Source organism: Roseomonas marmotae, assembly GCF_017654485.1.
Taxonomy (GTDB): domain Bacteria; phylum Pseudomonadota; class Alphaproteobacteria; order Acetobacterales; family Acetobacteraceae; genus Pseudoroseomonas; species Pseudoroseomonas marmotae.
Window position 1 is genome coordinate 362,524 of sequence record NZ_CP061091.1, and the last position, 23,518, is coordinate 386,041.

Annotated in this window: 21 protein-coding genes; 9 read left to right on the forward strand and 12 right to left on the reverse strand. The window is 71.8% G+C overall.

Annotated features, from left to right (window positions below; all coding sequences use genetic code 11):
- Positions 1 to 49: 49 nt before the first annotated feature.
- The gene (locus IAI58_RS01740) at positions 50 to 988 is read left to right on the forward strand and encodes a lytic transglycosylase domain-containing protein (RefSeq protein WP_207449734.1); all 939 of its coding nucleotides are present in this window, start codon (positions 50 to 52) and stop codon (positions 986 to 988) included.
- A 63-nt stretch (positions 989 to 1,051) separates the two neighbouring features.
- Here IAI58_RS01740 and dut read toward each other — a convergent pair whose 3' ends face one another.
- Together dut and coaBC are read right to left on the reverse strand one after the other, a co-directional pair.
- The gene (gene dut / locus IAI58_RS01745) at positions 1,052 to 1,498 is read right to left on the reverse strand and encodes a dUTP diphosphatase (protein WP_207449736.1); all 447 of its coding nucleotides are present in this window, start codon (positions 1,496 to 1,498) and stop codon (positions 1,052 to 1,054) included.
- Complete coding sequence (gene coaBC / locus IAI58_RS01750; RefSeq protein WP_207449738.1) at positions 1,495 to 2,685, reverse strand: bifunctional phosphopantothenoylcysteine decarboxylase/phosphopantothenate--cysteine ligase CoaBC; 1,191 nt, start codon at positions 2,683 to 2,685, stop codon at positions 1,495 to 1,497. The genes dut and coaBC overlap by 4 nt, the downstream gene beginning before the upstream one ends.
- Positions 2,686 to 2,932: 247 nt before the next feature.
- Here coaBC and IAI58_RS01755 point away from each other — a divergent pair, with 247 nt between their 5' ends.
- On the forward strand, positions 2,933 to 3,181 hold the full coding sequence (locus IAI58_RS01755) for a hypothetical protein (RefSeq protein ID WP_207449740.1): 249 nt from the start codon (positions 2,933 to 2,935) through the stop codon (positions 3,179 to 3,181).
- 73 nt (positions 3,182 to 3,254) lie between these two features.
- On the opposite strand, the gene IAI58_RS01760 is transcribed toward IAI58_RS01755, so the two are convergent.
- From IAI58_RS01760 to rpe, 3 genes are all read right to left on the reverse strand, one after another.
- The gene (locus IAI58_RS01760; protein WP_207449742.1) at positions 3,255 to 4,364 is read right to left on the reverse strand and encodes a glycosyltransferase family 4 protein; all 1,110 of its coding nucleotides are present in this window, start codon (positions 4,362 to 4,364) and stop codon (positions 3,255 to 3,257) included.
- 90 nt (positions 4,365 to 4,454) lie between these two features.
- Positions 4,455 to 6,101 (reverse strand): heparinase II/III family protein, encoded by a 1,647-nt coding sequence (locus IAI58_RS01765; protein ID WP_207449744.1) that lies wholly within the window; start codon positions 6,099 to 6,101, stop codon positions 4,455 to 4,457.
- Positions 6,101 to 6,763, reverse strand: a complete 663-nt coding sequence (gene rpe, locus IAI58_RS01770) for a ribulose-phosphate 3-epimerase (RefSeq protein WP_207449746.1) — start codon at positions 6,761 to 6,763, stop codon at positions 6,101 to 6,103. Before rpe ends, IAI58_RS01765 begins: the two co-directional genes overlap by 1 nt.
- 160 nt (positions 6,764 to 6,923) lie before the next feature.
- Between rpe and trxA the strand changes: the two genes are divergently transcribed.
- Together trxA and IAI58_RS01780 are read left to right on the forward strand one after the other, a co-directional pair.
- The gene (gene trxA / locus IAI58_RS01775; RefSeq protein WP_207449748.1) at positions 6,924 to 7,256 is read left to right on the forward strand and encodes a thioredoxin TrxA; all 333 of its coding nucleotides are present in this window, start codon (positions 6,924 to 6,926) and stop codon (positions 7,254 to 7,256) included.
- A gap of 22 nt (positions 7,257 to 7,278) precedes the next feature.
- The gene (locus tag IAI58_RS01780; protein WP_207449750.1) at positions 7,279 to 8,463 is read left to right on the forward strand and encodes a PQQ-dependent sugar dehydrogenase; all 1,185 of its coding nucleotides are present in this window, start codon (positions 7,279 to 7,281) and stop codon (positions 8,461 to 8,463) included.
- Between the two features lie 131 nt (positions 8,464 to 8,594).
- On the opposite strand, the gene IAI58_RS01785 is transcribed toward IAI58_RS01780, so the two are convergent.
- Both IAI58_RS01785 and mutS read right to left on the reverse strand, forming a co-directional pair.
- Positions 8,595 to 11,411, reverse strand: a complete 2,817-nt coding sequence (locus tag IAI58_RS01785) for a [protein-PII] uridylyltransferase (RefSeq protein ID WP_207449752.1) — start codon at positions 11,409 to 11,411, stop codon at positions 8,595 to 8,597.
- A 100-nt stretch (positions 11,412 to 11,511) separates the two neighbouring features.
- Positions 11,512 to 14,121: a DNA mismatch repair protein MutS gene (mutS, locus tag IAI58_RS01790; RefSeq protein WP_408906217.1), complete on the reverse strand. Its 2,610-nt coding sequence runs from the start codon at positions 14,119 to 14,121 to the stop codon at positions 11,512 to 11,514.
- Between the two features lie 281 nt (positions 14,122 to 14,402).
- Here mutS and IAI58_RS01795 point away from each other — a divergent pair, with 281 nt between their 5' ends.
- A complete protein-coding gene (locus tag IAI58_RS01795; protein ID WP_207449756.1) occupies positions 14,403 to 14,873 on the forward strand; it encodes a methylated-DNA--[protein]-cysteine S-methyltransferase in 471 nt (156 codons plus the stop codon).
- On the forward strand, positions 14,870 to 15,844 hold the full coding sequence (locus IAI58_RS01800) for a quinone oxidoreductase family protein (RefSeq protein ID WP_207449758.1): 975 nt from the start codon (positions 14,870 to 14,872) through the stop codon (positions 15,842 to 15,844). The genes IAI58_RS01795 and IAI58_RS01800 overlap by 4 nt, the downstream gene beginning before the upstream one ends.
- Here the strand turns inward: IAI58_RS01800 and IAI58_RS01805 are convergent.
- Genes IAI58_RS01805 through IAI58_RS01815 form a run of 3 tightly spaced genes read right to left on the reverse strand, consistent with a single transcriptional unit; the run spans position 15,834 to position 19,042 of the window.
- Positions 15,834 to 17,771, reverse strand: a complete 1,938-nt coding sequence (locus IAI58_RS01805; protein WP_207449760.1) for a CDP-glycerol glycerophosphotransferase family protein — start codon at positions 17,769 to 17,771, stop codon at positions 15,834 to 15,836. The two genes, IAI58_RS01800 and IAI58_RS01805, sit on opposite strands and share 11 nt — an antisense overlap.
- Positions 17,772 to 17,794: 23 nt before the next feature.
- The gene (locus IAI58_RS01810; RefSeq protein ID WP_207449762.1) at positions 17,795 to 18,238 is read right to left on the reverse strand and encodes an FAD synthase family protein; all 444 of its coding nucleotides are present in this window, start codon (positions 18,236 to 18,238) and stop codon (positions 17,795 to 17,797) included.
- A gap of 57 nt (positions 18,239 to 18,295) precedes the next feature.
- Entirely contained in the window at positions 18,296 to 19,042 is a 747-nt protein-coding gene (locus tag IAI58_RS01815; RefSeq protein WP_207449764.1) for a GNAT family N-acetyltransferase, read from the reverse strand.
- 108 nt (positions 19,043 to 19,150) lie between these two features.
- Here IAI58_RS01815 and IAI58_RS01820 point away from each other — a divergent pair, with 108 nt between their 5' ends.
- Together IAI58_RS01820 and IAI58_RS01825 are read left to right on the forward strand one after the other, a co-directional pair.
- Positions 19,151 to 20,029, forward strand: a complete 879-nt coding sequence (locus tag IAI58_RS01820) for an aldose 1-epimerase family protein (RefSeq protein WP_207449766.1) — start codon at positions 19,151 to 19,153, stop codon at positions 20,027 to 20,029.
- 76 nt (positions 20,030 to 20,105) lie between these two features.
- Positions 20,106 to 20,828 (forward strand): aspartyl/asparaginyl beta-hydroxylase domain-containing protein, encoded by a 723-nt coding sequence (locus tag IAI58_RS01825; RefSeq protein WP_207449768.1) that lies wholly within the window; start codon positions 20,106 to 20,108, stop codon positions 20,826 to 20,828.
- Here the strand turns inward: IAI58_RS01825 and ftrA are convergent.
- On the reverse strand, positions 20,821 to 21,840 hold the full coding sequence (gene ftrA, locus IAI58_RS01830) for a transcriptional regulator FtrA (protein ID WP_237182601.1): 1,020 nt from the start codon (positions 21,838 to 21,840) through the stop codon (positions 20,821 to 20,823). The two genes, IAI58_RS01825 and ftrA, sit on opposite strands and share 8 nt — an antisense overlap.
- Before the next feature lie 60 nt (positions 21,841 to 21,900).
- Here ftrA and IAI58_RS01835 point away from each other — a divergent pair, with 60 nt between their 5' ends.
- Complete coding sequence (locus IAI58_RS01835; RefSeq protein ID WP_207449770.1) at positions 21,901 to 22,317, forward strand: rhodanese-like domain-containing protein; 417 nt, start codon at positions 21,901 to 21,903, stop codon at positions 22,315 to 22,317.
- An 11-nt stretch (positions 22,318 to 22,328) separates the two neighbouring features.
- Here IAI58_RS01835 and IAI58_RS01840 read toward each other — a convergent pair whose 3' ends face one another.
- Entirely contained in the window at positions 22,329 to 23,423 is a 1,095-nt protein-coding gene (locus IAI58_RS01840) for an acyltransferase family protein (RefSeq protein ID WP_208776005.1), read from the reverse strand.
- Between the last annotated feature and the right edge of the window lie 95 nt (positions 23,424 to 23,518).

Genomic DNA, 23,518 nt, shown 5'->3' on the forward strand with positions numbered 1-23,518 from the left:
ATTAGCCGCGCGCATATCGAGACCGCTAGTCGGTCGAAGGCTCGCGGGAATGGAAGAATTGGACCTCGGCGCCTTCGCGCGGAACGCGCTCACCTCGACCATCCCTGCCAGTACCGTCCTGAGCCGCCGCTTCCGTGGCCTCACGGGCCTTCTGGTGCTGCTTCCAGGCCTTGCCCTGGCCGACCCGCCTGCCGAACCCAGTCCGATTACGGCGCCCATCCCCGCTGCGACGCCCAGTCCCGCCGCCACGTCCAGCGTGGCTGCCACGCCCAGCCCGGCTGCGGGGACACTCTGCCTCCCGGCCATCGCCGCAGCGGAGCGGAGCCACAAGATCCCGGCACATCTGCTGCGCAGCATCGCCTTCGTCGAGAGCGGGCGGACCGATCCCGTGACCGGCCGCACCGTGCCCTGGCCCTGGGCGATCAATGTCGGCGGCAAGGGATATTTCCACGACACCAAGGAGGAAGCCGTCGAAGCCGTGCGCGGCTTCCAGGCCCGCGGCATCCGCTCCATCGACGTGGGATGCGCGCAGATCAACCTGATGCATCACCCGGATGCCTTCGCCTCGCTGGAGGAGGCATTCGACCCCAAGACCAATACCAGCTATGCGGCCCGCTTCCTGAGAAGCCTGCAGGGAGCGACGCGGAGCTGGCCCATGGCCGCCGCGGGCTACCACTCGCAGACGCCGACTCTCGGCTTCCCCTATGCCCGCAAGGTCATGGCGATCTGGCCAGGTTCCGCCCGCTACGGCACCCTGCCCGTGCCGATACTGGGCACCGAGACGGGCACCGGCGCCCAGACTCTGGCGATTCCCGACATCTACACGCCTGAATTCGCGGCTAAGTCGCGCCGGATCGACGAGGATCTCAGGCGGAGCGGGCTTCGCACCCGGATCGACACCCGCCTGGAAGAAGTCGACCTCCCGTCCGGGCGAATACGCATCACGCTGCCGGCGCCACGGCGGGTGACGCAGCGCGATTCCCGATAGGCCCCTGAAGCCAGGGCGCTGCCTTCGCCGGCTTGCCGGCAAAGGCGGGATGGAACAGGCCTTTCAGCTCCCCGTGCTGCCGAAGCCGCCGGCGCCGCGCGCCGTCTCCGGCAGCACTTCCACCTCCTGCCAGATGGCGCGCACCACGGGCGCGACCACGCCCTGGGCGATCCGCATGCCGCGTTCCACCGTGAAGGGGGCGTCGCCGGTATTGAGCAGGATCACGCCCAGCTCGCCGCGATAATCCTCGTCCACCGTGCCGGGGCTGTTGGGCAGGGCGATGCCGTGCTTCAGCGCCAGGCCCGAGCGCGGGCGGACCTGCAATTCATAGCCGGCCGGCAGGGCGATGCAGAGGCCGGTGGGCACCAGCGCCCGTCCGCCGGGCGGGACGACCAGGGGCGACGAGACCGCCGCCAGCAGGTCGAAGCCGGCGGCGCCGGCGGTGGCATAGGCGGGCAGCGGCAGCCCCTCGCCATGCGGCAGGCGGCGGACGGCGATGGAGACGCTCACGACAGTGCCTCCGCCACCCGCGCGGCCAGGCGGCGGGCCACCTCCTCCTTCGGCAGGCGGGGCCAGTCCTCCACCCCCGCCGCCGTCACCAGATGCACCGCATTCTCCGATCCGCCCATCACATCGCCCGATACGTCATTCGCCACGATCCAGTCACACCCCTTGCGCTGCCGCTTGGCGACGGCATTGGGCACCACATTCTCCGTCTCCGCCGCGAAGCCCACCACCAGCCGGGGGCGGGCCGCATGGGCGGAGAGAGTGGCCAGAATATCCGGGTTCAGCGCCAGGGCCAGGGGCGGCGGCGCTTCGCCCGGCACCTTCTTCAGCTTCTGCCCGGCCTCGCTGGCCGTGCGCCAGTCCGCCACGGCGGCGGCGCAGATGGCGGCATCGGCGGGCAGCGCGGCCTCGCAGGCCGCCAGCATCTCCCGCGCGCTCTCGACATGGACGGCGGTGACGCCCGGCGGGTCCGGCAGGGTCACGGGGCCGGAGACCAGCGTCACCCGCGCCCCCAGCGCCGCCAGGGCGGCGGCGATGGCATGGCCCTGCCGGCCGCTGCTGCGGTTGGCGATGTAGCGGACGGGGTCGATCGGCTCATGCGTCGGGCCGGATGTCACCAGCACATGCCGCCCGGCCAGCGGGCGCGGCCCGGCCAGCAGGGACTCGATGGCGGCGAAGATCTGCTCGGGCTCGGAAAGGCGGCCGGGGCCGCTCTCGGCCTCGGCCATGGCGCCATCCTCCGGCCCCACCACATGGACGCCGCGCGCGCGCAGCAGGGCCATGTTGGCCCGTGTCGCCGGATGCGCCCACATCGCCCAGTTCATGGCCGGCGCCACCAGCACGGGGCGGTCGGTGGCCAGCAGCAGGGTGGTGGCGAGGTCGTCGGCCAGCCCGTGGGCCATCTTCGCCAGCAGATCGGCCGAGGCCGGTGCCACCACCACCAGATCCGGCAGCCGGGCCAGGCGGATATGGCCGATCTCGGCTTCGGTGGTCAGGGACCAGAGATCCTGGTGCACCGCCTCCCCCGCGATGGCCTGCAGGGCATGGGGGGTGACGAAGCGGGCGCCGCCGGAGGTCAGCACGGGCGTGACCCGCGCCCCCGCCTTGCGCAGCAGCCGTGTCAGCGCCAGCGCCTTGAAGGCGGCGACGCTGCCGGAGACGATGAGGAGGATGCGCTTCTCGGACAGCATGGCCGCAGGCTAGCCGCTGGCCCGGCCGACCGGAAGGGCGAGGCCGCTCTCCGGAAATTGTCATGCTTTCGTCATCCATCCGGCAAATACCTGTCATTGCCTGGAAGAATTGGCCAATTCTCCTTCCCGGCAACATCCTTGCCGCAGCAGGGCGGCCAAAAGTCTGCCTTTATTGTGACAGGAAATCAAAATGCTTCGCAAAGTTATTCTTTCCGCTGTTCTCATCAGCGGCTCCATGGGTGCTGCCATGGCGCAGGAACCCCTGAAGGTATTGGGCACTGGCGAGAATTTCGCCGTCGAATACTCCAATGATGGTGGCAACATCCTGGGCGGCGGCCCCGTGCAGGTTTTTGGCAACGGCGAGAGCATCGTCATCCGCCATGCCGAGGGCGCGCCGGCCCAGCGGGGCTGGACGCCGACCATCGTCGATAACGGGGAGAACCTGCGCATCGTCTATACCCCGGCGCGGGATGCGAACCCGATGCCGCAGGGCTAGGGCGGACCCCGATCAGAAGGAATCGCCTGATCGGGTGAGGATGCCCAGCCAGATGAAAGCCGGGCCTCCGGGCTCAGAGGCCCAGCAGGTCCAGGGTGCGGGCGATCACCTTGGCCTCGTCGAAATGCTCCAGCGCGTATCGCCGCCCGGCCTCGCCCATCCGGGCGCGCAGCGCCGGGTCTGCGGCCAGTGCCGCCAGGGCCCCGGCCAGGGGCTGCACCGTCTGCGGCGGCACCAGCAACCCGGTCACGCCATGCTGTACCTGCTCCCGCGGGCCGCGGATATCGGTGGCCACCACCGGCAGGCCGGTCAGCATGGCCTCGATCACCGACATCGGCAGGCCCTCGAAATGGCTGGGCAGGCAGAAGATATCGGCCGCCGCCAGCACGCGCGGGATATCCTCCCGGTATCCCAGCCGCACCAGCCGCCGCCCCAGCACCTGCTGGGCACGGGCGAAATCCTCCGCCATGTCGGGGCCGTGGTCGGAATCCAGCCGGTTGCCCACCACCCAGAGGGTGGCATCCGGCAGCTGCTCCATCGCCCGCAGCAGTTCCACATGCCCCTTGTGGCGGACGATGCGGCTGACGATGACGATGACGCAGTCCCGCTCCGTGGCGCCCAGCTCGGCGCGCAGGGCGGCGCGGCCGGCCGGGTCGGGCCGGAAGCGCGCGGGGTCCCGCCCATTGCCGATGCCCACCGCATGGCGGGCGATGCCGAGGCGCCGGGCATCCGCCGCCTCCTCCTGGCTCACGGTCATGAAGACATCGGTGGCGCGGCCACCCAGCCATTCCAGCCCCATCGACAGCCCCTTCCGCCAGAGCGGGCCGGGCTGGTTGAAGAGGAAGCCATGGCCGGTATAGGCGATGCGCGGCACCCCCGCCGCCTTGGCCGCCGCCCGCGCCAGCAGGCCGGAGATGGGCATATGCCCGTGCACCAGGTCGAATTTCTCCGCCCGGAAGACATCCAGCAGCGACCGGAAGGCGCGCGCCTGGGCCAGCGGGTTCAGGCTGCGGGCCATGGGCACGGGGATCATGCGGAACCCCTCGCCGCGCGGCACCTCCAGCAGCGGGCCATCGGCGCAGAGGCCCACCACCTCATGCCCCCGCTGACGGGCGCCGCGCATCAGCGGCAGCACGAAATGCCGCATGGAGAAATCGACGTTGCAGACTTCAGCGATCTTCATGGATTGCGGCGGCGGGGGAGCATGGAAGCTCCCCGGCCATCCCTCTTCTCTTCGTTTCAGGCGCGCACGGGGCCGGGCGCCAAGCCCGTCTCAGCCCTCGGCGGAGGATTGCGGCAGGTTCACCCGGCTCAGCGCCCATTGCACCGAGCCGGTGCCGGCCTCGGCGGTCAGCACCACCTGGCTGGTGCGGCGCGGCTCGCCGGCCATGAAGACACTCTCCTCCAGCCCGGCCCTGGCCCGGCTGGCGCGCAGCCGCCAGCTGGCGCCGCTGGGCAGCCGCAGCAGCACCGTGTTCTCCTCCTCCTGCAGGCTTGCGACGATGCCGGGATGCAGATGGAAGCGGATGGTATAGGCGGGGACCTCCTCGCCCTCCACCATATCCTCCCCGCGCAGGTCGTCGCCGGATTCGGAGAGATAGAGGCGGCGGCGGTGGATGACGCCGAAGCCGCGCCGGTAGCCGTCATGGCTGGCATCCAGCCATTGCGCGCCATTGGCTTCCTGGCGCTCGGCCTCCACCACCTCCACCCGGCGGCCGAGGCCGTCTTCCTTCAGCTCGCTGCTGTTGGTGTCGGAGAGCGTGAGGGTGGAATGGGCGGCGGTGGCCCGCAGCGCGTCGCGCCAGCCGGCCTCGGCCGCCGGCGCCGCGCCGCAATTGACGATGACGCGGTCCCGCCCCACCGACATCTCGAAGGACAGGGTGCCGGCATGGTGCAGCCGGTCGGCATGGCGCGGCAGGCCGGCGGGGCCGCTGGAGGGGCCGCGCCCCTGCTCCGGCGGCGCGCCGCAATCGGCGATCACCAGGGTGCGCCCGGCCTGCAGCCGCTGGAAGCCCGCCTCGCCCAGGATGAGCGGCGCGCGGCCGCGCGCCTGCCCCTGTGTCAGCACCAGGTCCACCAGCGCCGCGCCCTCGTTCCGCGTGCCGTTGAAGAGCGCGAGCCCGCCATCGCCATGGCGGAACAGCCGCAGCGCCGGCGCGGCGCGGTCCAGCGCCAGGGCGAGGTGCGGCGGCGCCTCCAGCCCCGCGCCATGCACGAGGTTGCGGATCTCGATCAGGTCCTGCACGGCCTGCAGCAATTGCGCCGGGCTGCGCTCGACATGCCCGCCATCGGGCAGGATCTGGCGGTCGATCTCGGCCGGCAGCAGGCGCAGGCAGCGGGCGATCCAGGCTTCCTCGGCCAGCGCCACGGCGGCGGCCAGCGCGCCCTTCAGCGCCACCAGGGCGCCGCGATGCCCGCTCTCATCCGGCAGGCTGGCCACCAGCACGCGGGCATCCTGCGCCAGCCGCACCATGATGGCGCGGCGGAAGCCGTCCTCGGCGGTGGCCGCCAGGAAATCCCAGTGGCCGAGCCAGGCGGAGATGCGAGCCCCCGCCACCTCCGGCACCGCCGCCATCGCCTCATTGCCGCCATAGGCCAGCCAGTCGGCGGCCAGGTCGCGGGCGCGCAGCCGGGCGCCGTCGGTGCCCAGGGCCCGCAGGTCGCGCAGCCAGGCGAAGCCATGCACGGCGGCCCGCCAGGTGGCGGAGCCCCCGGCGGCGGTCCAGCCCGTGCCGCCTTCCTGCGTCAGCATCAGCGCGCGGGTGGTGCCCTGCACCTCGCATTCGCCGCGCAGCAGGCGCTGGCCGCGCGCGGCATCCCCCGGCCAAAGGTCCCGGAAGGCGCGGGCCGGCGCCTCCGGCACCTTGATCGGCTTCAGCCCCGCCACAACCTTGCGCGCGCCGCGCAGCCAGTCCGACATCAGGCGCGCTTCCCCCGCAGCGCGGCAATGGCCGCGGCGTAATCCGGTTTGCCGAAGACGGCGGTGCCGGCCACCAGGGCATCGGCGCCCGCCTGGATGCAGAGCGGCGCCGTCTGCTCCGTCACGCCGCCATCCACCTGCAGATGGATCTCCCGCCCGGTGGCATCGATCATCCGCCGCAGCTCGGCGATCTTGGGCAGCTGGGACTGCAGGAAGGACTGGCCGCCGAAGCCCGGATTGACCGTCATCACGAGGATCAGGTCCACCAGGTCCAGCACCGGCGCCACGGCCGAGGCGGGGGTGCCGGGGTTCAGCACCACGCCCGCCTTCTTGCCCAGCGCCCGGATGGTCTGGAGCGAGCGGTGCAGATGCGGCCCGGCCTCCGGGTGCAGCGAGATGAGGTCCGCGCCCGCCTCGGCGAAGGCCGCGAGGTAGGGGTCGGCGGGCGCGATCATCAGGTGCACATCGAAGGCCATGCGGCTGTGGCGCCGGAGCGCCTTCACCACCGCGGGGCCGAAGCTGATATTGGGCACAAAATGCCCGTCCATGATATCGAGGTGCAGCCAGTCCGCGCCGGCTGCCTCGATGGCGGCCACCTCCTCTCCCAGCCGCGCGAAATCGGCTGCCAGGAGGGATGGGGCGATGATCAGGGGACGTGTCACGCCGTGTTTATGCCTCCCGCCGCTGAGGCTCACAAGCAGCCGCCCGGGCTTTCACCGCGAGAATGACGATGGCTTGACCCGCATGCCCGGCGACACGACGTTCTTGCCAAGCGAGGCGGAGGCCGGCATGCCGCGCCTTCGCGCAACAAGGACCGAAACCATGAGCGAACTGACCAAGCCCGTCAGCGACGACAGCTTCAAGGCCGATGTGCTGGAAGCCCCCGGCCCCGTGCTGGTGGATTTCTGGGCGGAATGGTGCGGCCCCTGCCGCATGGTGGCCCCGATCCTGGACGAGATCGCCAAGGACTATGAGGGTCAGCTGACCATCGCCAAGGTGAATATCGACGAGAACCCGGTGACGCCGAACGACTATGCCGTGCGCGGCATCCCCACCATGATCCTGTTCAAGGACGGCAAGCCGGTGGAAACCAAGGTCGGCGCCCTGCCCAAGAGCCAGTTGAAGGACTGGATCGCCGGCGCCCTGGCGAAGTAGGCCCGGGATGCCGCTGCCCGGCATGACCAGGGGGCGCCGCCCCCTGGCCCGGCTGGCCGCCGCCATGGCCGCCGCCGTGATGCTGGCGGGGCCGGCCTGCGCCCAGCGCGTGCCGGGCACCGGGGAGGTGGTGCGCGGGGCCAGCGAGCCCTTCCGCGTCTCCACCTTCAGCGCCGGGCTGGAGCGCCCCTGGGGCGCCGCCTTCCTGCCCGACGGCCGGTTGCTGGTGACGGAGCGGCCGGGGCGGATGCGGATCGTCTCGCCGGATGGCACCCTCTCCCCGCCGCTGGGCGGCGTGCCGGAGGTGCTGGCCGCCGGCCAGGGCGGGCTGCTGGATGTGCAGCCGGCGCCCGATTTCGCCACCACGCGCGAACTCTATTTCTGCCAGGCCGCCATGGTGCAGGGCGACGGCGGCCGAGGCGCCGCCACCCGCCTGGTGCGCGCCCGCCTCTCCGCCGACGCCAGGCATCTGGAGATGACGCAGCCCATCCTGGACGCGCTGCCGGCGCAATCCTCCGGCCGGCTGCATTACGGCTGCCGCATCGCCTTCGGCCGGGACGGCAAGCTCTATCTCTCCACCGGGGACCGCCACGCCGAGAAGATGCGGGCGCAGCGGCTGGACGACCTGGCCGGCAAGGTGCTGCGGCTGGAGCGCGATGGCCGCCCCGCCGAGGGCAATCCCTTCCTTGGCCGCCCGGATGCCCGGCCCGAGATCTTCACCTATGGCCACCGCAACCCGCAGGGGCTGGCGCTGAACCCCTGGACGGGCAGCCTGTGGGAGGCCGAGTTCGGCGCCCGGGGCGGGGATGAGGTGAACCTGCTGAAGCCCGGCCTGAATTACGGCTGGCCCATCGTCACCCATGGGGTGGATTACGACGGCAGCCGGATCGGCGAAGGCAGCTCCCGCCCCGACATGGAGGAGCCGCTGCGCTACTGGGTTCCCTCGGTCAGCCCCTCCGGCATCGGCTTCTATGACGGCGAGGCCTTCCCGGGCTGGAAGGGCAGCCTCTTCATGGCCAGCCTGAACACGCCCGGCCTGCTCCGCCTCTCGACCGATGGCGACCGTATCACGGGGGAGGAGCGGCTGCTCTGGGGCGAGTTGCGCTTCCGGCAGGTGCTGCAGGGGCCGGACGGGCTGATCTATATCCTGACCGACGAGGGGCGCGGGCGCATCCTGCGGCTGGAACCGGTGGCCGGGCGCGGCTAGGGCGGCTTCCGCTCACCCGGGTTCACTTCACCTGCTCCAGCCATGTGTTCCGGCGCGCAGCCCCACCCGGTCCGGTGATCCCGCCTGACCGGGTGGCGGGGGCATGAGGCGCCGCCGCCCCCGGCCTCGTCTCAGGCGGAGGAAGGGACCACTTCCGAGGTGCCGGGCTGCCCCAGCGCCTCCAGCAGGGCGATCCGCAGCGAGGCGAGCTTGCGCTCGTTCTCGATCTTCAGCCCGAAGACGTCCTTCACGTAGAAGACATCCACCGCCCGCACGCCATAGGTGGTGATATGGGCGGAGGCGATCTGCAGCCCCTGCTCGCTGATGGCCGCCGTCATGTCATGCAGCAGGCCGGGCCGGTCGCGCCCGTTCAGTTCGATGACCGTGTGGGTATTGCTGGCGTGGTTGTCGATCACCACGCGCCCGGGCACCTGCACCGCGCGCAGCCGCGCCGGCTCCCGCCGCACCTTGAGGATCTCCTGCGTCAGGTTCAGCCGGCCGGAGAGCGCCTGCTCGATCAGCACGGAAAGGCGCGCCAGGCGGTGCGGCGCGTCGAAGGCGCCGCCCTGGGCGTCCTGCACCCAGAAGGTGTCCAGCGCGCGGCCATTGGTCATGGTGTGGATGCGCGCATCGACGATGCTGGCCCCCGCCACCGCCAGCGCGCCGGCGATGCGGCTGAAGAGGCCGGGGTGGTCGGTGCAATAGACCGTCACCTCCGTCACCGCCCGGCTTTCCAGCACGCGGGAGGAGACGGTCAGCGGCGCGCCGGTGGCCTCGGCCTCCCGGATCAGGGCGGCATGGCGGGCATGGGTCTCCGGGTCGAAGGAGAGCCAGTAGCCGGGATAGCCGAGGCTGAGGAACTGCTCCACCACCTCCTTCGGCTGGTCCTCCAGCATGGCGGCGGCGGCCTGCTTGGCGCGGGAGACGCGCACGTCCCGCTCGGGCACCGAGAGGCCGCCGGCCAGGACCTCCGCCACGCGCCAGTAGAGTTCCCGCAGCAGCGTCGCCTTCCAGCCGTTCCAGACCTTGGGGCCGACGGCGCGCATATCGGCGACGGTCAGCACCAGCAGCAGGCGCAGGCGCTCGGGCGACTGCACGACCTCGGCGATGTCGAGGATGGTCTTGGGGTCGTCGATGTCGCGTTTGAAGGCGGTCTGGCTGACCAGCAGGTGGTTCAGCACCAGCCAGGAGACGGTCTCCGTCTCCTCCTGGTTCAGGCCGAGGCGGGGGCAGATCTCGAGCGCTAGGCCCGCGCCCAGCTCGGAATGGTCGCCGCCCCGGCCCTTGGCGATATCGTGCAGCAGCGTCGCGACATAGAGCGCGCGGTGGGACTGCAGCTGGCCGATCAGCTCGGAGGCGACCGGCACGGCCTCCTCCAGATCACCTCGCTCCAGCTGGTTCAGCACGCCGATCGCCTCGATCGTGTGCTCCTCCACCGTGAAGACGTGATAGGTGTCGAACTGCATCAGCCCGACGATGCGCGCCCAGTCCGGGATATAGCGGGAGAGGAAGCCGGCCTCGTTCAGCACCCGCATCCAGCGGTGGGAATCCTTCCCCTCCAGCAGGTCGAGGAAGATGCCGGCGGCGTGGCTGTCGTCCCGCAGGGCCTGGGCGCGCGGGGCGTTGCGGATCAGCGCCCGCCGCGCCAGGGGGTGCAGGTCCAGCCCCCGGTCCCGCGCCGCGCGCACCAGGCGCAGCATGACGGCGGGATCGGCGGCGATGTCCTTGTCGGGGGCGAAGATCAGCCGGCCATCCGCGAGGGCGATGCCGGCGGCGGCGAGCGCGGGATCGCTGGCCTTCTGCACGGCCGGGGCGCCCAGGGCGGCGCGCTCGATGGCCGGTTCCAGGAGGTGGGAGAGGCGCACCACGTCCCGGGCGGTGAGGAAGAGGTGCTTCATGAAGCGCTCCACCCCATCCTGCTTCCCGTGGCGGGTATAGCCCATCCGGGCCCCCACCACGGGCTGCAGGTCGAAGGTCAGCCGCTCCTCGGCGCGTCCCGTCACGTAGTGGAGGTGGAAGCGCACGGTCCAGAGGAAGTCCCAGGCGCGGCGGAAGGCGCGGGCCTCGCGCTCCGTCAGAAGGCCGCCGCCGGGGCTCTCGGGGCCCACCAGCTCCGGCATCCGCTGCACGCCGAAGGCATAGCGCGCCAGCCAGTACATGGTCTGGATGTCGCGCAGGCCGCCGCGGCCTTCCTTGATATGGGGTTCGACCAGATAGGGGCTGTCGCCATAGCGCTTGTGGCGCGCCATGCGCTCGGCCCGCTTGGCGGCGAGGAACTGCCCCACGCCCCACTCCTGGCGTGCCTGGCTGAAGGCGGCGTCGAAGCGCTCGAAGACCCCGCTCTCCCCGGCCAGGAAGCGGCTGTCCAGCAGGGCGGTCTGGATGGTGGCGTCGGCCCTGGCATCCTCCAGGCACTCGCGGATGCTGCGGGTGGCATGGCCGACCTTCAGGCCGAGGTCCCAGAGCATGTAGAGCATGAACTCCACAGCCCGCCGCCCGCGCGGCCCGAGCGGCGCATCCGAGAGGAAGAGCAGGTCGATATCGGAAAAGGGCGCGAGGACGCCACGGCCATATCCGCCGGTGGCCGCCAGGGCGAAGGGCGGCTCGGAGGCGGCGGCGAGGGGATTGGCGCCGCGCTCGCCAGCCTCAGGCGCCACCTGGGCGAGGGTATAGGCATGGATCGCCGAGATCAGCCCGTCCGTCAGCTCCGCCAGCGCCCGCCCGGCGGCGAGGCCGGAGAGGGCATGCGCCTCGAAAGCCTCCTGCACGCGGGACTGGATGCGTCCGAGCTGCCGCCGCAGCAGCGTGAGCGCGACATCCCGCGGCACCGGCGCGCCGGGTCTCGGCACCAGGTCGAGGGCGAGGTCCGGCAGGGGGCGCAGGGGACGCGCGCCGGAGGGGCGGTCGGTGGAAGCGATGGCGTCGGGCATGTCGCCGCTGCTGATCATCCCTTCATGTTATCCTCTGCTGCGACGCGGCAACAGCGTCCTCAACACGAATAGGTGTCATGATCTTGCCGGACAGGCCATTGATCCCGCGGCTGTGGCCTCAGCGCAGCAGGGATTTGAGCCGGTAGAGGGCCTCCAGTGCCGCGCGGGGGGTCAGGACATCCGGGTCCAGCGCCTCCAGCGCCGCGCGCAGGGGGTCCGGCCCCTCCGGCTCCGGCTCCTCGGGCGCGGCGGGCGCGCGGGCGAAGAGCGGCATCTCCCCGGCCAGGGGGTCGAGGCCCCTCGCCCGCTCCTCCAGCGCCGCCAGCACGGCGGTGGCACGCATCACCACCTCGCGCGGCACGCCGGCCAGCCTGGCCACATGCAACCCCCAGGAGCGTTCGGAGGCCCCGGGCGCGACGAGGTGCAGGAAGACCACCTCGCCGCGATGTTCCCGCACCTTCATGGTCGCGGGCGCCAGTTCCGGCAGCTTGCCTGTGAGCGCGGTGAGTTCGTGGAAGTGGGTCGCGAAGATGGCACGGCAGCGGATGCGGTCGTGCAGCGCCTCCAGCACCGCCCAGCCGATGGCGAGGCCATCCCAGGTGGCGGTGCCGCGCCCGACCTCGTCCAGCACCACCAGGGAACGCTGGGTGGCCTGGTTCAGGATGGCGGCGGTCTCGGTCATCTCCACCATGAAGGTGGAGCGGCCGCCGGCGATGTCGTCCGCCGCGCCGACGCGGGAGAAGAGCCGGTCCACCAGCCCGATTCGGGCGGCCTCGGCCGGCACGAACATGCCGGCCTGGGCCAGCACGGCCATGATGGCGTTCTGCCGCAGGAAGGTGGATTTGCCGGCCATGTTCGGCCCGGTCAGCAGGCAGAGTCGCTGGCCGGGCGAGAGGTCGGCGTCATTGGGCACGAAGGCCGCGCTTTTCAGCGGGTCGCGCGCCAGGGCGGCCTCCACCACGGGGTGGCGGCCCTGGGTGATGCGGAAATCCGTCCGCTCCACCATCTCCGGCCGGCACCAGCGCTGGCCGGCGGCCAGTTCGGCGGCGGCGGCATGGATGTCGAATTCGGCCATGGCCTGGGCGGCGGCGTCGATGCCGAAGGCTGCACGCAGGCAGAGGTCGCGCAGGTGGCGCACCACCAGCGCCTCCCGCCTCGCGGCCTGCTGCCCGGCCTCGGCCAGCCTGCGGTCCAGATCCGCCAGGGCGGCGCAGGTGAAGCGGATGGCATTGGCCATGGTCTGGCGGTGCACCGGCGCCATGGGGCCGGGCGCGGGCGGGGCGCGCAGGAGCTTCTCGCCGGCGGCGGCGGGCAGTTCGGCCAGATAGCCGAATTGCTGGTGGTGGCGGATCTTCAGGCTGGCCACGCCCCAGGCCTGGGCAAGGTCGAGCTGCATGGCGGCGATGGCGGCGCGGCCGTCGTCGCGCAGGCGCCGCAGGGCGTCCAGCTCCCCGTCATAGCCCTGGGCCACGACGCCGCCATCCTCGATGCGGGCGGGCAGGTTCTCCGCCAGCGCCCGGTCCAGCTCGGCGCGGGGAGAGGCTTCCGGCACCAGGGCGGCGGCGGCCTCCTCCAGCAGCGCCGGCAGGGGGCGGCCGCGCAGGAAGTCCGCCATGGCCTCGGCCCGTGCCAGGCCGTCCCGCAGGGCGGCGAGGTCGCGCGGGGCGAAGCGGTCCAGGGAGAGCCGGGCCAGGGCGCGGGCCATGTCCGGCGCGCCCTTCAGATGGCCGCGCAGCGTGGCGCGGGCGGGGGCATCCGCGAGCAGGCAGGCCACGGCCTCGTGCCGTGCCAGGATCGGCGCCATCTCCGCCAGCGGGCAGGCGAGGCGCGAGGCCAGCTCCCGCGCGCCGGCGCCGGTCAGCGTCCGGTCGACGGCGGAGAGCAGGCAGTTGCGGGTATCGCCGCGCTCGCTGCGCAGGATCTCCAGGCTGCGGCGGGTGGCGGCGTCCATCCGTAGCGTGCCGCCACCGCCCGCGGGCTCGGGCGGGCGCAGGCGCGGCGCGGCCTCGCCCTGGGTGGCGCGGATATAGGCCAGGGCCATGGCGGCGGCGGATAATTCGGGGGGCTGGAAGGCGCCGAAGCCCTCCATGCTGGCGACGCCGTAGAATTCCGCCAGGTCCCGCGCCGGGTCGCGCCCAGGCTCCTGCGCCGCGATGCGGTCGGCCCAGGGGGCCAGGGCGGGGTGGCCCTCCAGCGCCGCCGGGGCCAGCAGCTCGGCAGGTTCCAGCCGGGCCAGCAGGCCAGCAAGCTCGGCCTCCGGCAGCAGCTCGGTGCGGAAGGCGCCGGTGGAGAGGTCGGCCCAGGCCGCGCCCAGTTCTCCGCCATGGGGCGCCCCCTGCCGCGGGCAGAGCGCCAGCAGCCAGGCCGGGCGGGCGCCTTCCAGCAGCGCGTCCTCGGTAATGGTGCCGGGAGTGACGAGGCGCACCACCTCCCGCCGGATGGTCGGGGCCTTGCGGGCCTTGGCCTGCTCCGGCGTCTCCCGCTGGTCGCAGATGGCGACGCGCAGCCCCGCGCGGATCAGCCGCGCCAGATAGCCTTCCAGCGCATGCGCGGGCACGCCGGCCATGGGGATGGGCTGGCCCTGGTGCTCGCCCCGGTGGGAGACGGCCAGGCCCAGCAGCTCGCCGGCCCGGTGGGCATCCTCGAAGAAAAGCTCGAAGAAATCCCCCATGCGGAAGAAGATCAGGGCGCCCGGATGCTGGGCGCGGGCGGCGAACCACTGCGCCATGGCGGGGGTGGCCCCCTCCGCCGTGCGGGCAGGGGCCGCGCGGCCGTCATCGGGCGCGTGGGCGGGCAGCGGAAGGTTGGGGGCGGCACGGTGCATGCCGGTCTCCTAGAACAGATCGGCCCCGCCCGGAATGCCGCGCCGCAGCCCCTTGAGCCGCCTGCCTGCCATGCCGACCTGATACGGCCGACGCCCGGGAATCACCCCGCCGTTGGCGGCTGAGATCCCATGAAGCTTGACGTGGGCGGCCCAGCGTGTCGAATCCGCTTCAGGTTTACATTGTCATGCCCCAGCTCTCCATTCTCACCCCCCTCGGCGCGCTCACCCTCTCGGAAGAGGACGGCGCCATCATCGCGCTGGACTGGGGCCGTGGCCGCGACCAGGAGGAGACGCCCGGCCTGCGCGCCGCGGCCGACCAGCTGCAGGATTATTTCGACGGGCACCGCCTGGTCTTCGACCTGCCGCTCGCGCCCTTCGGCAGCCCCTTCCGCCAGCGGGTCTGGGCGGCGCTGCGCGCCATCCCGCCGGGCGAGACGCGGGGCTATGGCGACCTGGCGCGGCAGCTCGGCACCGCCGCGCGGGCCATCGGCGGCGCCAATGGCGCCAACCCCATTCCCATCATCATCCCCTGCCACCGGGTGGTGGGGGCGGGCGGCGCGCTGGGCGGCTATTCCGGCGGCGAAGGGCCCGCCACCAAACGCTACCTGCTCGACCTCGAACGGCGCGCACTGCGCCAGCAAGGATCGCTCCTATGAACCATGCCATCCGCGTCCATGCCCATGGCGGCCCAGAGAACATGGTCTGGGAGGAAGTGCCCCTGCCGACCCCCAAGCCGGATGAGGCTCTGGTGCGCCATGAGGCGGTCGGGCTGAACTATATCGACGTCTATTTCCGTACCGGCCTCTACAAGGTGCCGCAGCTTCCCGTCACCCTGGGGATGGAGGGTGCGGGCGTCGTCGAAGCCGTGGGCGCAGAGGTGACGAACCTGAGGCCCGGCGACCGCGTGGCCTATGCCATGGCGCTGGGCGCCTATTGCGAGGCGCGCACCATCAAGGCGGACCGGCTGGTGAAGCTGCCGGATGCCATCGACTTCCGGACCGGCGCGGCCATGATGCTGCAGGGGATGACCGCCCAGTACCTGCTGCGCCGCACCTTTCCGGTGAAGGCGGGGCAGACCATCCTGGTGCATGCGGCGGCCGGCGGCGTCGGCCTGATCCTGTGCCAATGGGCCAAGGCGCTGGGCTGCACCGTCATCGGCACCGTCTCCACCGAGGCCAAGGCGGAGCTGGCGCGGCAGAACGGCGCCGACCACGTGCTGATCGCCGGCCAGGACAACCTGCCGGCGCGGGTGAAGGAGATCACCGGCGGCGCCATGCTGCCCGTGGTCTATGACAGCGTGGGCCGCGACACCTTCATGGATTCGCTGGACTGCCTGGCGCCCTTCGGCACCATGGTCTGCTACGGCAATGCCTCCGGCCCCGTGCCGCCCTTCGACATCGGTATCCTGGCCGCCAAGGGCTCGCTCTACCTGACGCGGCCGACGCTGGCCACCTATACTGCCCGCCCGGCGGATCTGGAGGCCACGGCGGCCGACCTCTTCGCCGCCGTGCAGTCCGGGGCGGTGAAGATCCGCATCAACCAGACCTATGCGCTGAAGGACGCCGCCGAGGCCCACCGGGCGCTGGAAGCCCGCCAGACCACCGGCAGCACCGTCCTCATTCCCTGAGGGGCTCAGCCCCTTCCGGGCTGGCCTCGGGCCCGCCGCCCTCCGCGTCGGGCCGGGCCGCCAGCTTCGCGAAGAAGCTCTGCATATCCATCACCCGCAGGCGCTCCAGGAAGGCCTGGACATGGGCGCTCTGGTGCCGGTCCGGCAGCTCCGTGGCGCGCCAGACGATGAAGACCGCATTGGCCATCACCGGCCGCGCCGCCTCCTTCAACTGGAGCAGCAGCGGCAGGGACAGGCTGTCCAGCCAGCCCTTGTGCAGCACCACCCAGTCGTAATCCCCCTCCCGCCCCGGCCCCTCGCCGGGGGGCGGGGCATGGCCATAGCTGTCCATCCGCGCCTGCTCGGGCAGCCAGGGGCGGAAGGCCTCAGGCGCCAGCACGCGGCTGGCGGGCGCCACCTGCGCCTCCAGGAAGCCGGCGACCTCGGCCCAGGCCGGGTCGGGCAACGGCTCCGGCCGTGGCGGCGCGACGGGCACCTCCACCTTCACTTCCACCTCGACGATCTTCACCACCTCGGCCGGCGGGGGCCGGTTCTCCGGCGGCAGCGTCATCTCCGGCTCGGGCAGGGCGACCTGCAACAGGCGGAAGGCATGCATCAGCACCTCCCCCTCGGCCGGGGCCGGCTGCCGCAGCCGGAACTCGAAGGAATTGCCGGCCAGCGCCGGCGGCACGGTGAAGGGCAGTGAGGCCCGCACCCGGCCCTGCACCGGCATCCGCGCCAGCACCCTGCGGCCGCCCTCGGTATCCACCTGCAATTCCAGGGGTGCGGTGCCGCTGGCCTCCAGATCCACCTCCAGCGCGAAGCGGCCGGCGCCGAGGGGCTGGTAAGGCCCGTAGAAGACGCTGCCGGCCCGGTCCTCCAGCGGCAGGCAGGGCACGCCGCCCCTCACCATCCAGGGGCGGGCGGACCGGAAGCGATGCCGCGCGGCCCGGTAGTCCTGCAGCGGCATCGGCGCGCCGGCGGCGGGGATGAAGCGCGGGCGCTGGCTGATGGCGAATTCCGTGATGGCGTCGATCACCCGCTCGGCCGCGCGGCCGTCGCGCGGGCCGAAGGCCATCTGGGCCCAGTAGTCGCGCCGGGCCGCATGAGCCTCGGGATGCGCCAGGGCGCTGGCCACGGCCGCGCTCAGCGTTTCCAGGGTGCAGACCGGGCCATAATCGATCGGCACCGGCCGCTCCAGCATCCGCGCCAGCAGATAGTCGGGCTCCGCGGGGTTATCGAGCAGCACCATCGGCATGCCGATGGCGCAAAGCTCGAAGCCGATGCCGGAGGTATCCGTCACCGCGCAGTCCAATGCCACCAGATGGTCGAGGCGGGAAAGCGCGGCGGAGGGCTGGAAGTGCAGTTCCTCCACCTCACTCTTGTCGTGCTCCAGCGCATGGGGGAGGACGACGACGTTGAAGTCGCGCTCCAGCAGCGCCTCGGCCTCCCGCAGCCGGTGGGCGCGCTGGGCGTGGTGCAGGGTGCCGTCATGCCGCCAGGTCGGGCAGTAGCCGATGATCGGGCGCGCGTCGAAGCCATAGATCTCGCGCAGCCGCCGGCGCAGGGCCGGGGCGCTCTGGCGGCGCCGCGCCAGCAGGTCGATCTTGGGGGAGCCGAGGCCATGCACCGTCGTCATCCGGTTGCCGGGGGCTGCGGCCTGGTCGTCGATGATGCCGGTATCGCGCCCATAGGGCAGCAGCAGCAGGTCGACATCCAGGGTCAGGTGGCCGCGCTTGGCGAGGCCCAGGCCATGGGTCATGAAGACGCGCGGCCGCGGGCAGCCCAGCAGCGCGACATCCTGCAGGCCGACATAGGCATCGGCGTCATAGCGCGTGGCGCAGCGCAGGCTGGTGGTCACGAGATGCCGGCGCCTGCGCGCCTCGGCGATCATCGGCGAGAGCAGGTCGTTGTACTGGATCTCATCGAGGATGAAGTGAAAATGCATCGGCGTTCACTCCGGGCCGCGGCTCAGGGCCGCAGGCCGGCGCCCGCGGCGATGCCACCCTTGATCTCGGTGGTCGAGACCCCCTCGGTGCGCGGCAGGTAGACCACCTCGCAGAGTTCGCGGAACTGGTCGAAGCGGCCGGCCCAGTCGTCGCCCATCACCAGCACCTGCGCCCCATGCGTGCGGATGTAATGCGCCTTCAGATCCAAGCTCTCCTCGGCGAAGACCTCATCGACATAGCGCAGCCCGGCGACGATGGCGAAACGCTCGGCCTCTGGGAAGACGGGATAGATGCCCTTCTTGCGGAAGTTCAGCTCGTCGGTGGAGACGCCGACCACGAGCCGGTCGCCCAGGTCCCGAGCCCGCCGGATGATATTCAGATGGCCGATATGGAACAGGTCGAATGTTCCGAAGGTGATGACGCAGCGGGGCAAACCGGAATCACTCTGGTTAAGGTTTGATGTCATTTACATGACACCTTGCATACCTATCCCGACCGCCGTTGTATATGCCAAAGCCATGCCTCACCTGCGCAGGAAGTAACGGTAACGGTAAACTTCTCGCAGGCCCAGATCGCCATACAGGGCGATGGCCGGCGCGTTCGCCGCCGAGACCTGCAGCCAGGCGGTTTCCGCCCCCCGCTCCGCCGCCCAGGCCATGGCGGCGCCCAGCACCCGGCGGCCCAGCCCCCGCCTGCGGAAATCCGGATGCACCGCCACGTCGAACAGCCCGGCCAGCGCGCCATCCGCCGTCACCTGCGCGGCGGCGGCCGGGCGGCCGCCGAGGCGCAGCAGCATCCAGGCGGCAGGGGCCAGCATCAGGCCGGGGGCGCGCATCTTCTCCTCCCGCCGGGCGGGGGTCTGATACTCGGCGGTGGCGATGACGGAGAGCCAGGCCTCGTCCGGCGCCGTCAGGGCCTCCACCGCCGGGTCGGTGGCGGCGAAAACGCCGGGGCCGGCCATCACCAGCGAATCCTTGTCCCGCCCATAGCCGCGTGCCAGCAGCAGATCCTCCAGCCCCGGCGGGTCCAGCGGCGTGGAGCGGAAGCGGGCGGCCAGGCCGTGCCGGGCATAGGCGGCCTCGATGCGCGGGATACGCGCGGCGAGCTCCGGGTCCGGCGCGGCGGAGAGGGCGCTGGCGGCATTGGCCCGGCCGGTGCCGCCGAGGAAGGCGCGCACCAGGAAGGGCCCGTCGAAGCCCGTGCGCGCCGCCGGCACCGCGGTATGGGATGCGTGTTCCAGAGTGGCGACTTCCGGCGTTTGATAGGGCATCGGCTTCTCCTGCTGCGGTCGCAGCATGCGGATGGCGGGCCGGGTGGCAAGAGGCGCCTTGGCGCCCTCCGGCGCATCGGGCAGAAGGGCGGCGACACGGAGGGCGGCATGAGCGAGCGGCACAGCATCGGCGCGGCGGGCATCGCCGCCACCATCAGGCCGGAGGGCGCGGATCTGACCAGCCTGCGCGATGCCGGGGGCGAGGAGCTGCTCTGGCAGGCCGGGCCGGAATGGCCCCGCCATGCCCCCGTGCTCTTCCCCGTGGTGGGGCGGCTGGCGGGCGACACCCTGCGGCATGAGGGGCGCGAATACCGCATGACGCAGCACGGCTTCGCGCGGGACAGCCTCTTCGAATGGGCCGAGCGCACGGAAAGCCGCGCCGTCCTGCGCCTGGCGGACAGCGAGGCGACGCGCGCCGCCTATCCCTTCCCCTTCCTGCTGGAGATGATCTACGCGGCGGAGGAGCGGACCCTCTCCGTCACCACCCGCGTCCATAATCCCGGCCGCGCCGTGCTGCCCTGCGGCGTCGGCGCGCATCCCGCCTTCCGCTGGCCGCTGGCCGGGGGCGTGGCGAAGGAGGCGCATTTCCTCTCCTTCGCCGTGCAGGAAGGCGGGCCGGCCCTGGCGGTGGAGGGCGCGCTGCTGGGGGCGGAGAAGCCCCTGCCCTTCGATGGCCGCACCCTGCCGCTCTCCCCCGGCCTCTTCGCGCAGGACGCGCTGGTGATGCCGGGGGTGACCAGCCGCTCCCTGCGCTTCATCGCGCCGGGGCCGGCGGGCAAGGTGGCGCGCGCCATCACCGTCTCCTGGGAAGGCTACAAGGACCTGGGCATCTGGTCGAAGCCGGGGGGCGCGCCCTTCCTCTGCATCGAGCCCTGGTTCAGCATGGCGAGCCCGGTGGGCTGGGACGGCGAGTTCCTGCACAAGCCCGGCATCCTGCTGCTGCCGCCGGGGGAGAGCCGCGACTTCATCTGGCGCGTCACGGTCTGACCGCTCCCCGGCCGATTGACTTGGCGCAGGCACGGAGGCAGCGTTCCCCCCTGCCGGGCTGGGGGAGGATTTGGCCATGGATATCGGTGTACCGCTGAAGGATCTCGGGCCCATCGACGTGAAGGGCCTGCTGAAGCTTGTCGAGGGCCTGACGGAAGAGGACTGGACCGGCAATACCTTCCGCCAGGACGCGGTCGCGGCCGGCGCGCATTCGGCCACCGACAACATCCTGATGAAGACCGAGTGGCATCCCTCGGCCTCCACCAGCGGGCTGCAGCATTTCGAGGACCTGGTCTGTGTCTGGGCCCGGGCCAAGGGACACGACCCCCAGCCCTTCCTGCCGATCGCGCGGGAGGATACGGATGTCTGGCCGGTCTACACCATGCCGGACTGGCTGCGCTTCCAGGAGGTGCTGGCCCCGGTGGTGGAGCAGGCCATCGCGCCGCTGAAGACCCCGCGCGGCGTGGTCACCCGGCTGGCGCTGGTGCGGCTGAAGGCCGGCGGGCATATCGCGCCGCATATCGACGGCCATGCGATGGCGGCGCGCGCGCACCGCATCCATGTCTCGCTCTCCAGCACGCCCTCGGTCGAGTACAAGATCGACGGCCGCAAGTTCACGATGGCCATGGGCCATGCCTATGACTTCAACAACCGCGTGCGCCATTCCGTGCGGAACAACGGCAAGCGGGAGCGCGTGAACCTCTTCGTGGACTACTACCCCAATCCCGGGCTGGTCTTCCGCAACCCGATGGATGTCTCGGCCCCGCTCTACGCGCCGCCGACGCCGCGCATCAACTGACCCCGGCCCGCGCGGCGCCCCCTTCCCCGAAGCGCGCGCGATAGGCCGCCGGGCTGGTGCCGAGCCGCGCGCGGAAATGGTGGCGCAGCACCGCCGCCGTGCCGAAGCCGCAGGCCCCGGCGATGGCCTCCACCGGCAGGGGCGGGCCTTCCAGCAGGTCCCGCGCGCGGGCCAGCCGTTCCTCCAGCAGCCAGGTGCCGGGGCTCTGGCCCACCGCCTCCCGGAAGCGGCGATGCAGGGCGCGCGGGCTGGCCGCGGCCTCAGCGGCCAGGCGGGCGATGGGCCAGGGCTCGTCCAGCGCGGCCCGCACCCGGTCCAGCAGCGGGGCGATGCGTGCATCGGCGGCACGGGCGCGCGGCACCGGGCGTTCCACATACTGTGCCTGGCCGCCCTGGCGATGCGCCGGCAGCACCAGCCGCCGCGCCACGCGGTTGGCCGCGCGCGGCCCGAAATCCCGCCGCACCAGATGCAGGCAGAGGTCGAGCCCGGCGGCGCTGCCGGCGGCGGTCAGCACGCTGCCCTCATCGACATAGAGCACGTCGGGCACGAAGCGGATGCCGGGGTGGCGCTCCACCAACCGGCCGGCATAGCGCCAGTGGGTGGTGGCGCGCCGGCCCTCCAGCAGCCCCGCCGCCGCCAGCACGAAGGCGCCGGAACAGAGGGAGAGGATGCGCGCCCCCGCCGCATGGGCTGCCCGCAGGGCGGCGCAGAGCGGCTCGGGCACCGGGGCCTCCACGCCGCGCCAGCCGGGGATGACGATGGTCCCGGCCTGGCCCAGCAGGTCCAGCCCGCCATCGGCCAGCAGCCGCACGCCCCCGGTGGCCCGCAGCGGCCCCGGCTCGGCGGCGGCCACGGCGAAGCGGTACCAGCCCTCCCCCATCTCCGGCCGCGGCAGGCCGAAGACCTCGGTGGCGCAGCCGAATTCGAAGGTGCAGAGCCCGTCATAGGCCAGCACCACCACCAGCGGATTGGCGGGCGCGTCGCTTGGCATGATCTTGACGCTATCGGACATTCCGGCCGCTGCCCAGGCCCCGCGTCAGCGGCGCATGCTGGGCGGGAAGGAGATGCCGCCATGCCCGCGAACCCCGTCACCGATACGCCGCCCGCCACGCCGGAGGTGGCACTGGCGCATTTCGCCCGCCGCCTGTCGCTGGAGACCGACTGCGCCGATGTGCGGGCAGCCATGGAGGCGCCCGGCGGCCCCGGCTTCGTACTGCTGGATGTGCGCGGCCCCGCCGCCTATGCCCGCGCGCATCTGCCGGGGGCGCTGAACCTGCCGCACCGCCGGATCGATGCCGCGCGGATGGCCGGATGGCCGGCGGGGACGCTGTTCGTCGTCTATTGCGCCGGCCCGCATTGCAACGGCGCCGACCGCGCCGCGCTGCGGCTGGCCGGCCTCGGCCGCCCGGTGAAGCTGATGCTGGGCGGCATGGCCGGCTGGGCCGATGAGGGCTTCGCCTTCGCCGGGAGCGAGGCGGCCAGCGCCTGACGGGTCCTCCGTCAGGCCCCGCCCCAGCGCCGCCACATCCGGCCTGCCGAGGCCGGAGCCGCGCGATCCCTCCCCTGGCGCAGCAGGCGGATCAAGGGACGTTCCACGGCGAAGGATATCACGACCCCGCCCAGGATGCCGCTGAGGGCGAGGAGGAGCAGCAGGAGGAATGGCGGCAGCATCTGATTCAGCGCCGTCGCGGCCAGCACCTGCCAGGCCACGCCGATGCAAAGGATGTGGAAGAGGTAGAGGGAATAGGAACTGGCGCCGAGGATCTGCAGCACCGCCGGTACCCGCAGCGCATTCAGCCGCTCCATCTCGACCAGGCCGATCAGGATGAGGGCGGAGGGAACGCCATAGGCGAAGCGGGCGGCCGTGCTGTAGCCGTCCAGGACCTCCACATTCTCCAGCATCCCCGCCATGCCAAAGAGCGCGATGCCGGCGGTGAGCAGGAGGCGCGGCGACCGGACCGGGCCGGAACGGAGGATAAGGGCCGCGGCCATGCCGAAGAGGAATTGCAGGTTATAGCTTTCCACCACCGTCCGAGGCAGGCCGGTATCGGCCCCGGTCAGGCTGGTTACCACCACCGAAAGCCAGGCCGCCAGCAGGACGAGGCCGGCCTTCAGGTTCAGGATCAGGATGCCGAAGACCGCGTAGAACAGCATCTCGTGCTGCAGGGTCCAGGCGATGCCCAGCACCGCCTCGTAATCCAGCGGCAGCAGGGTGATGGACCAGAGAATGGCATCGACCGATGGCAGCGCGCGACCCGTCAGGGCGATGGCCGCCAGGGTCAGCGCCGTGGCGATCCAGTAGACCGGCATCAACCGCGTGAAGCGCTGCCGCACATAATGCTCGATCCGCGCCGGCCGGCCGATATCGGCGCCATGCACAAAACAGATAATGAAACCGCTGATGACGAAGAAGAAGTCCACGCCGGCATGGCCGAACTGAAGCATCATCTTCAGAAGCGGCACCTCGGTGGCCTGATCCAGATGCCTGACCGCGTGATACAGGATGACCAGGACTGCCGCGAGGCCGCGACCGGCCTCTATCCCGGACAACCTCCGCGGCGCGTTACTTCCGGCTTCCCCAGCTTGAGACTGCATCGTTACGGCATCCCCCTGGAGAACAGGGATACACGGTCGTTTCGTTACATCAACGAAAATATCGTGAAAACGCCGGCGCCCAGAAAATACAACCT

Coding starts and splice junctions, on each gene's coding strand:
- IAI58_RS01740 (WP_207449734.1), top strand. CDS start 50: ATGGAAGAATTGGACCTCGGCGCCTTCGCGCGGAACGCGCTCACCTCG.
- coaBC (WP_207449738.1), bottom strand. CDS start 2,685: ATGCTGTCCGAGAAGCGCATCCTCCTCATCGTCTCCGGCAGCGTCGCC.
- IAI58_RS01755 (WP_207449740.1), top strand. CDS start 2,933: ATGGCGCAGGAACCCCTGAAGGTATTGGGCACTGGCGAGAATTTCGCC.
- IAI58_RS01760 (WP_207449742.1), bottom strand. CDS start 4,364: ATGAAGATCGCTGAAGTCTGCAACGTCGATTTCTCCATGCGGCATTTC.
- IAI58_RS01765 (WP_207449744.1), bottom strand. CDS start 6,101: ATGTCGGACTGGCTGCGCGGCGCGCGCAAGGTTGTGGCGGGGCTGAAG.
- trxA (WP_207449748.1), top strand. CDS start 6,924: ATGAGCGAACTGACCAAGCCCGTCAGCGACGACAGCTTCAAGGCCGAT.
- IAI58_RS01780 (WP_207449750.1), top strand. CDS start 7,279: ATGACCAGGGGGCGCCGCCCCCTGGCCCGGCTGGCCGCCGCCATGGCC.
- IAI58_RS01785 (WP_207449752.1), bottom strand. CDS start 11,411: ATGATCAGCAGCGGCGACATGCCCGACGCCATCGCTTCCACCGACCGC.
- mutS (WP_408906217.1), bottom strand. CDS start 14,121: ATGGCGCAGTGGTTCGCCGCCCGCGCCCAGCATCCGGGCGCCCTGATC.
- IAI58_RS01795 (WP_207449756.1), top strand. CDS start 14,403: ATGCCCCAGCTCTCCATTCTCACCCCCCTCGGCGCGCTCACCCTCTCG.
- IAI58_RS01800 (WP_207449758.1), top strand. CDS start 14,870: ATGAACCATGCCATCCGCGTCCATGCCCATGGCGGCCCAGAGAACATG.
- IAI58_RS01805 (WP_207449760.1), bottom strand. CDS start 17,771: ATGCATTTTCACTTCATCCTCGATGAGATCCAGTACAACGACCTGCTC.
- IAI58_RS01810 (WP_207449762.1), bottom strand. CDS start 18,238: ATGACATCAAACCTTAACCAGAGTGATTCCGGTTTGCCCCGCTGCGTC.
- IAI58_RS01815 (WP_207449764.1), bottom strand. CDS start 19,042: ATGCCCTATCAAACGCCGGAAGTCGCCACTCTGGAACACGCATCCCAT.
- IAI58_RS01820 (WP_207449766.1), top strand. CDS start 19,151: ATGAGCGAGCGGCACAGCATCGGCGCGGCGGGCATCGCCGCCACCATC.
- IAI58_RS01825 (WP_207449768.1), top strand. CDS start 20,106: ATGGATATCGGTGTACCGCTGAAGGATCTCGGGCCCATCGACGTGAAG.
- ftrA (WP_237182601.1), bottom strand. CDS start 21,840: ATGTCCGATAGCGTCAAGATCATGCCAAGCGACGCGCCCGCCAATCCG.
- IAI58_RS01835 (WP_207449770.1), top strand. CDS start 21,901: ATGCCCGCGAACCCCGTCACCGATACGCCGCCCGCCACGCCGGAGGTG.
- IAI58_RS01840 (WP_208776005.1), bottom strand. CDS start 23,423: ATGCAGTCTCAAGCTGGGGAAGCCGGAAGTAACGCGCCGCGGAGGTTG.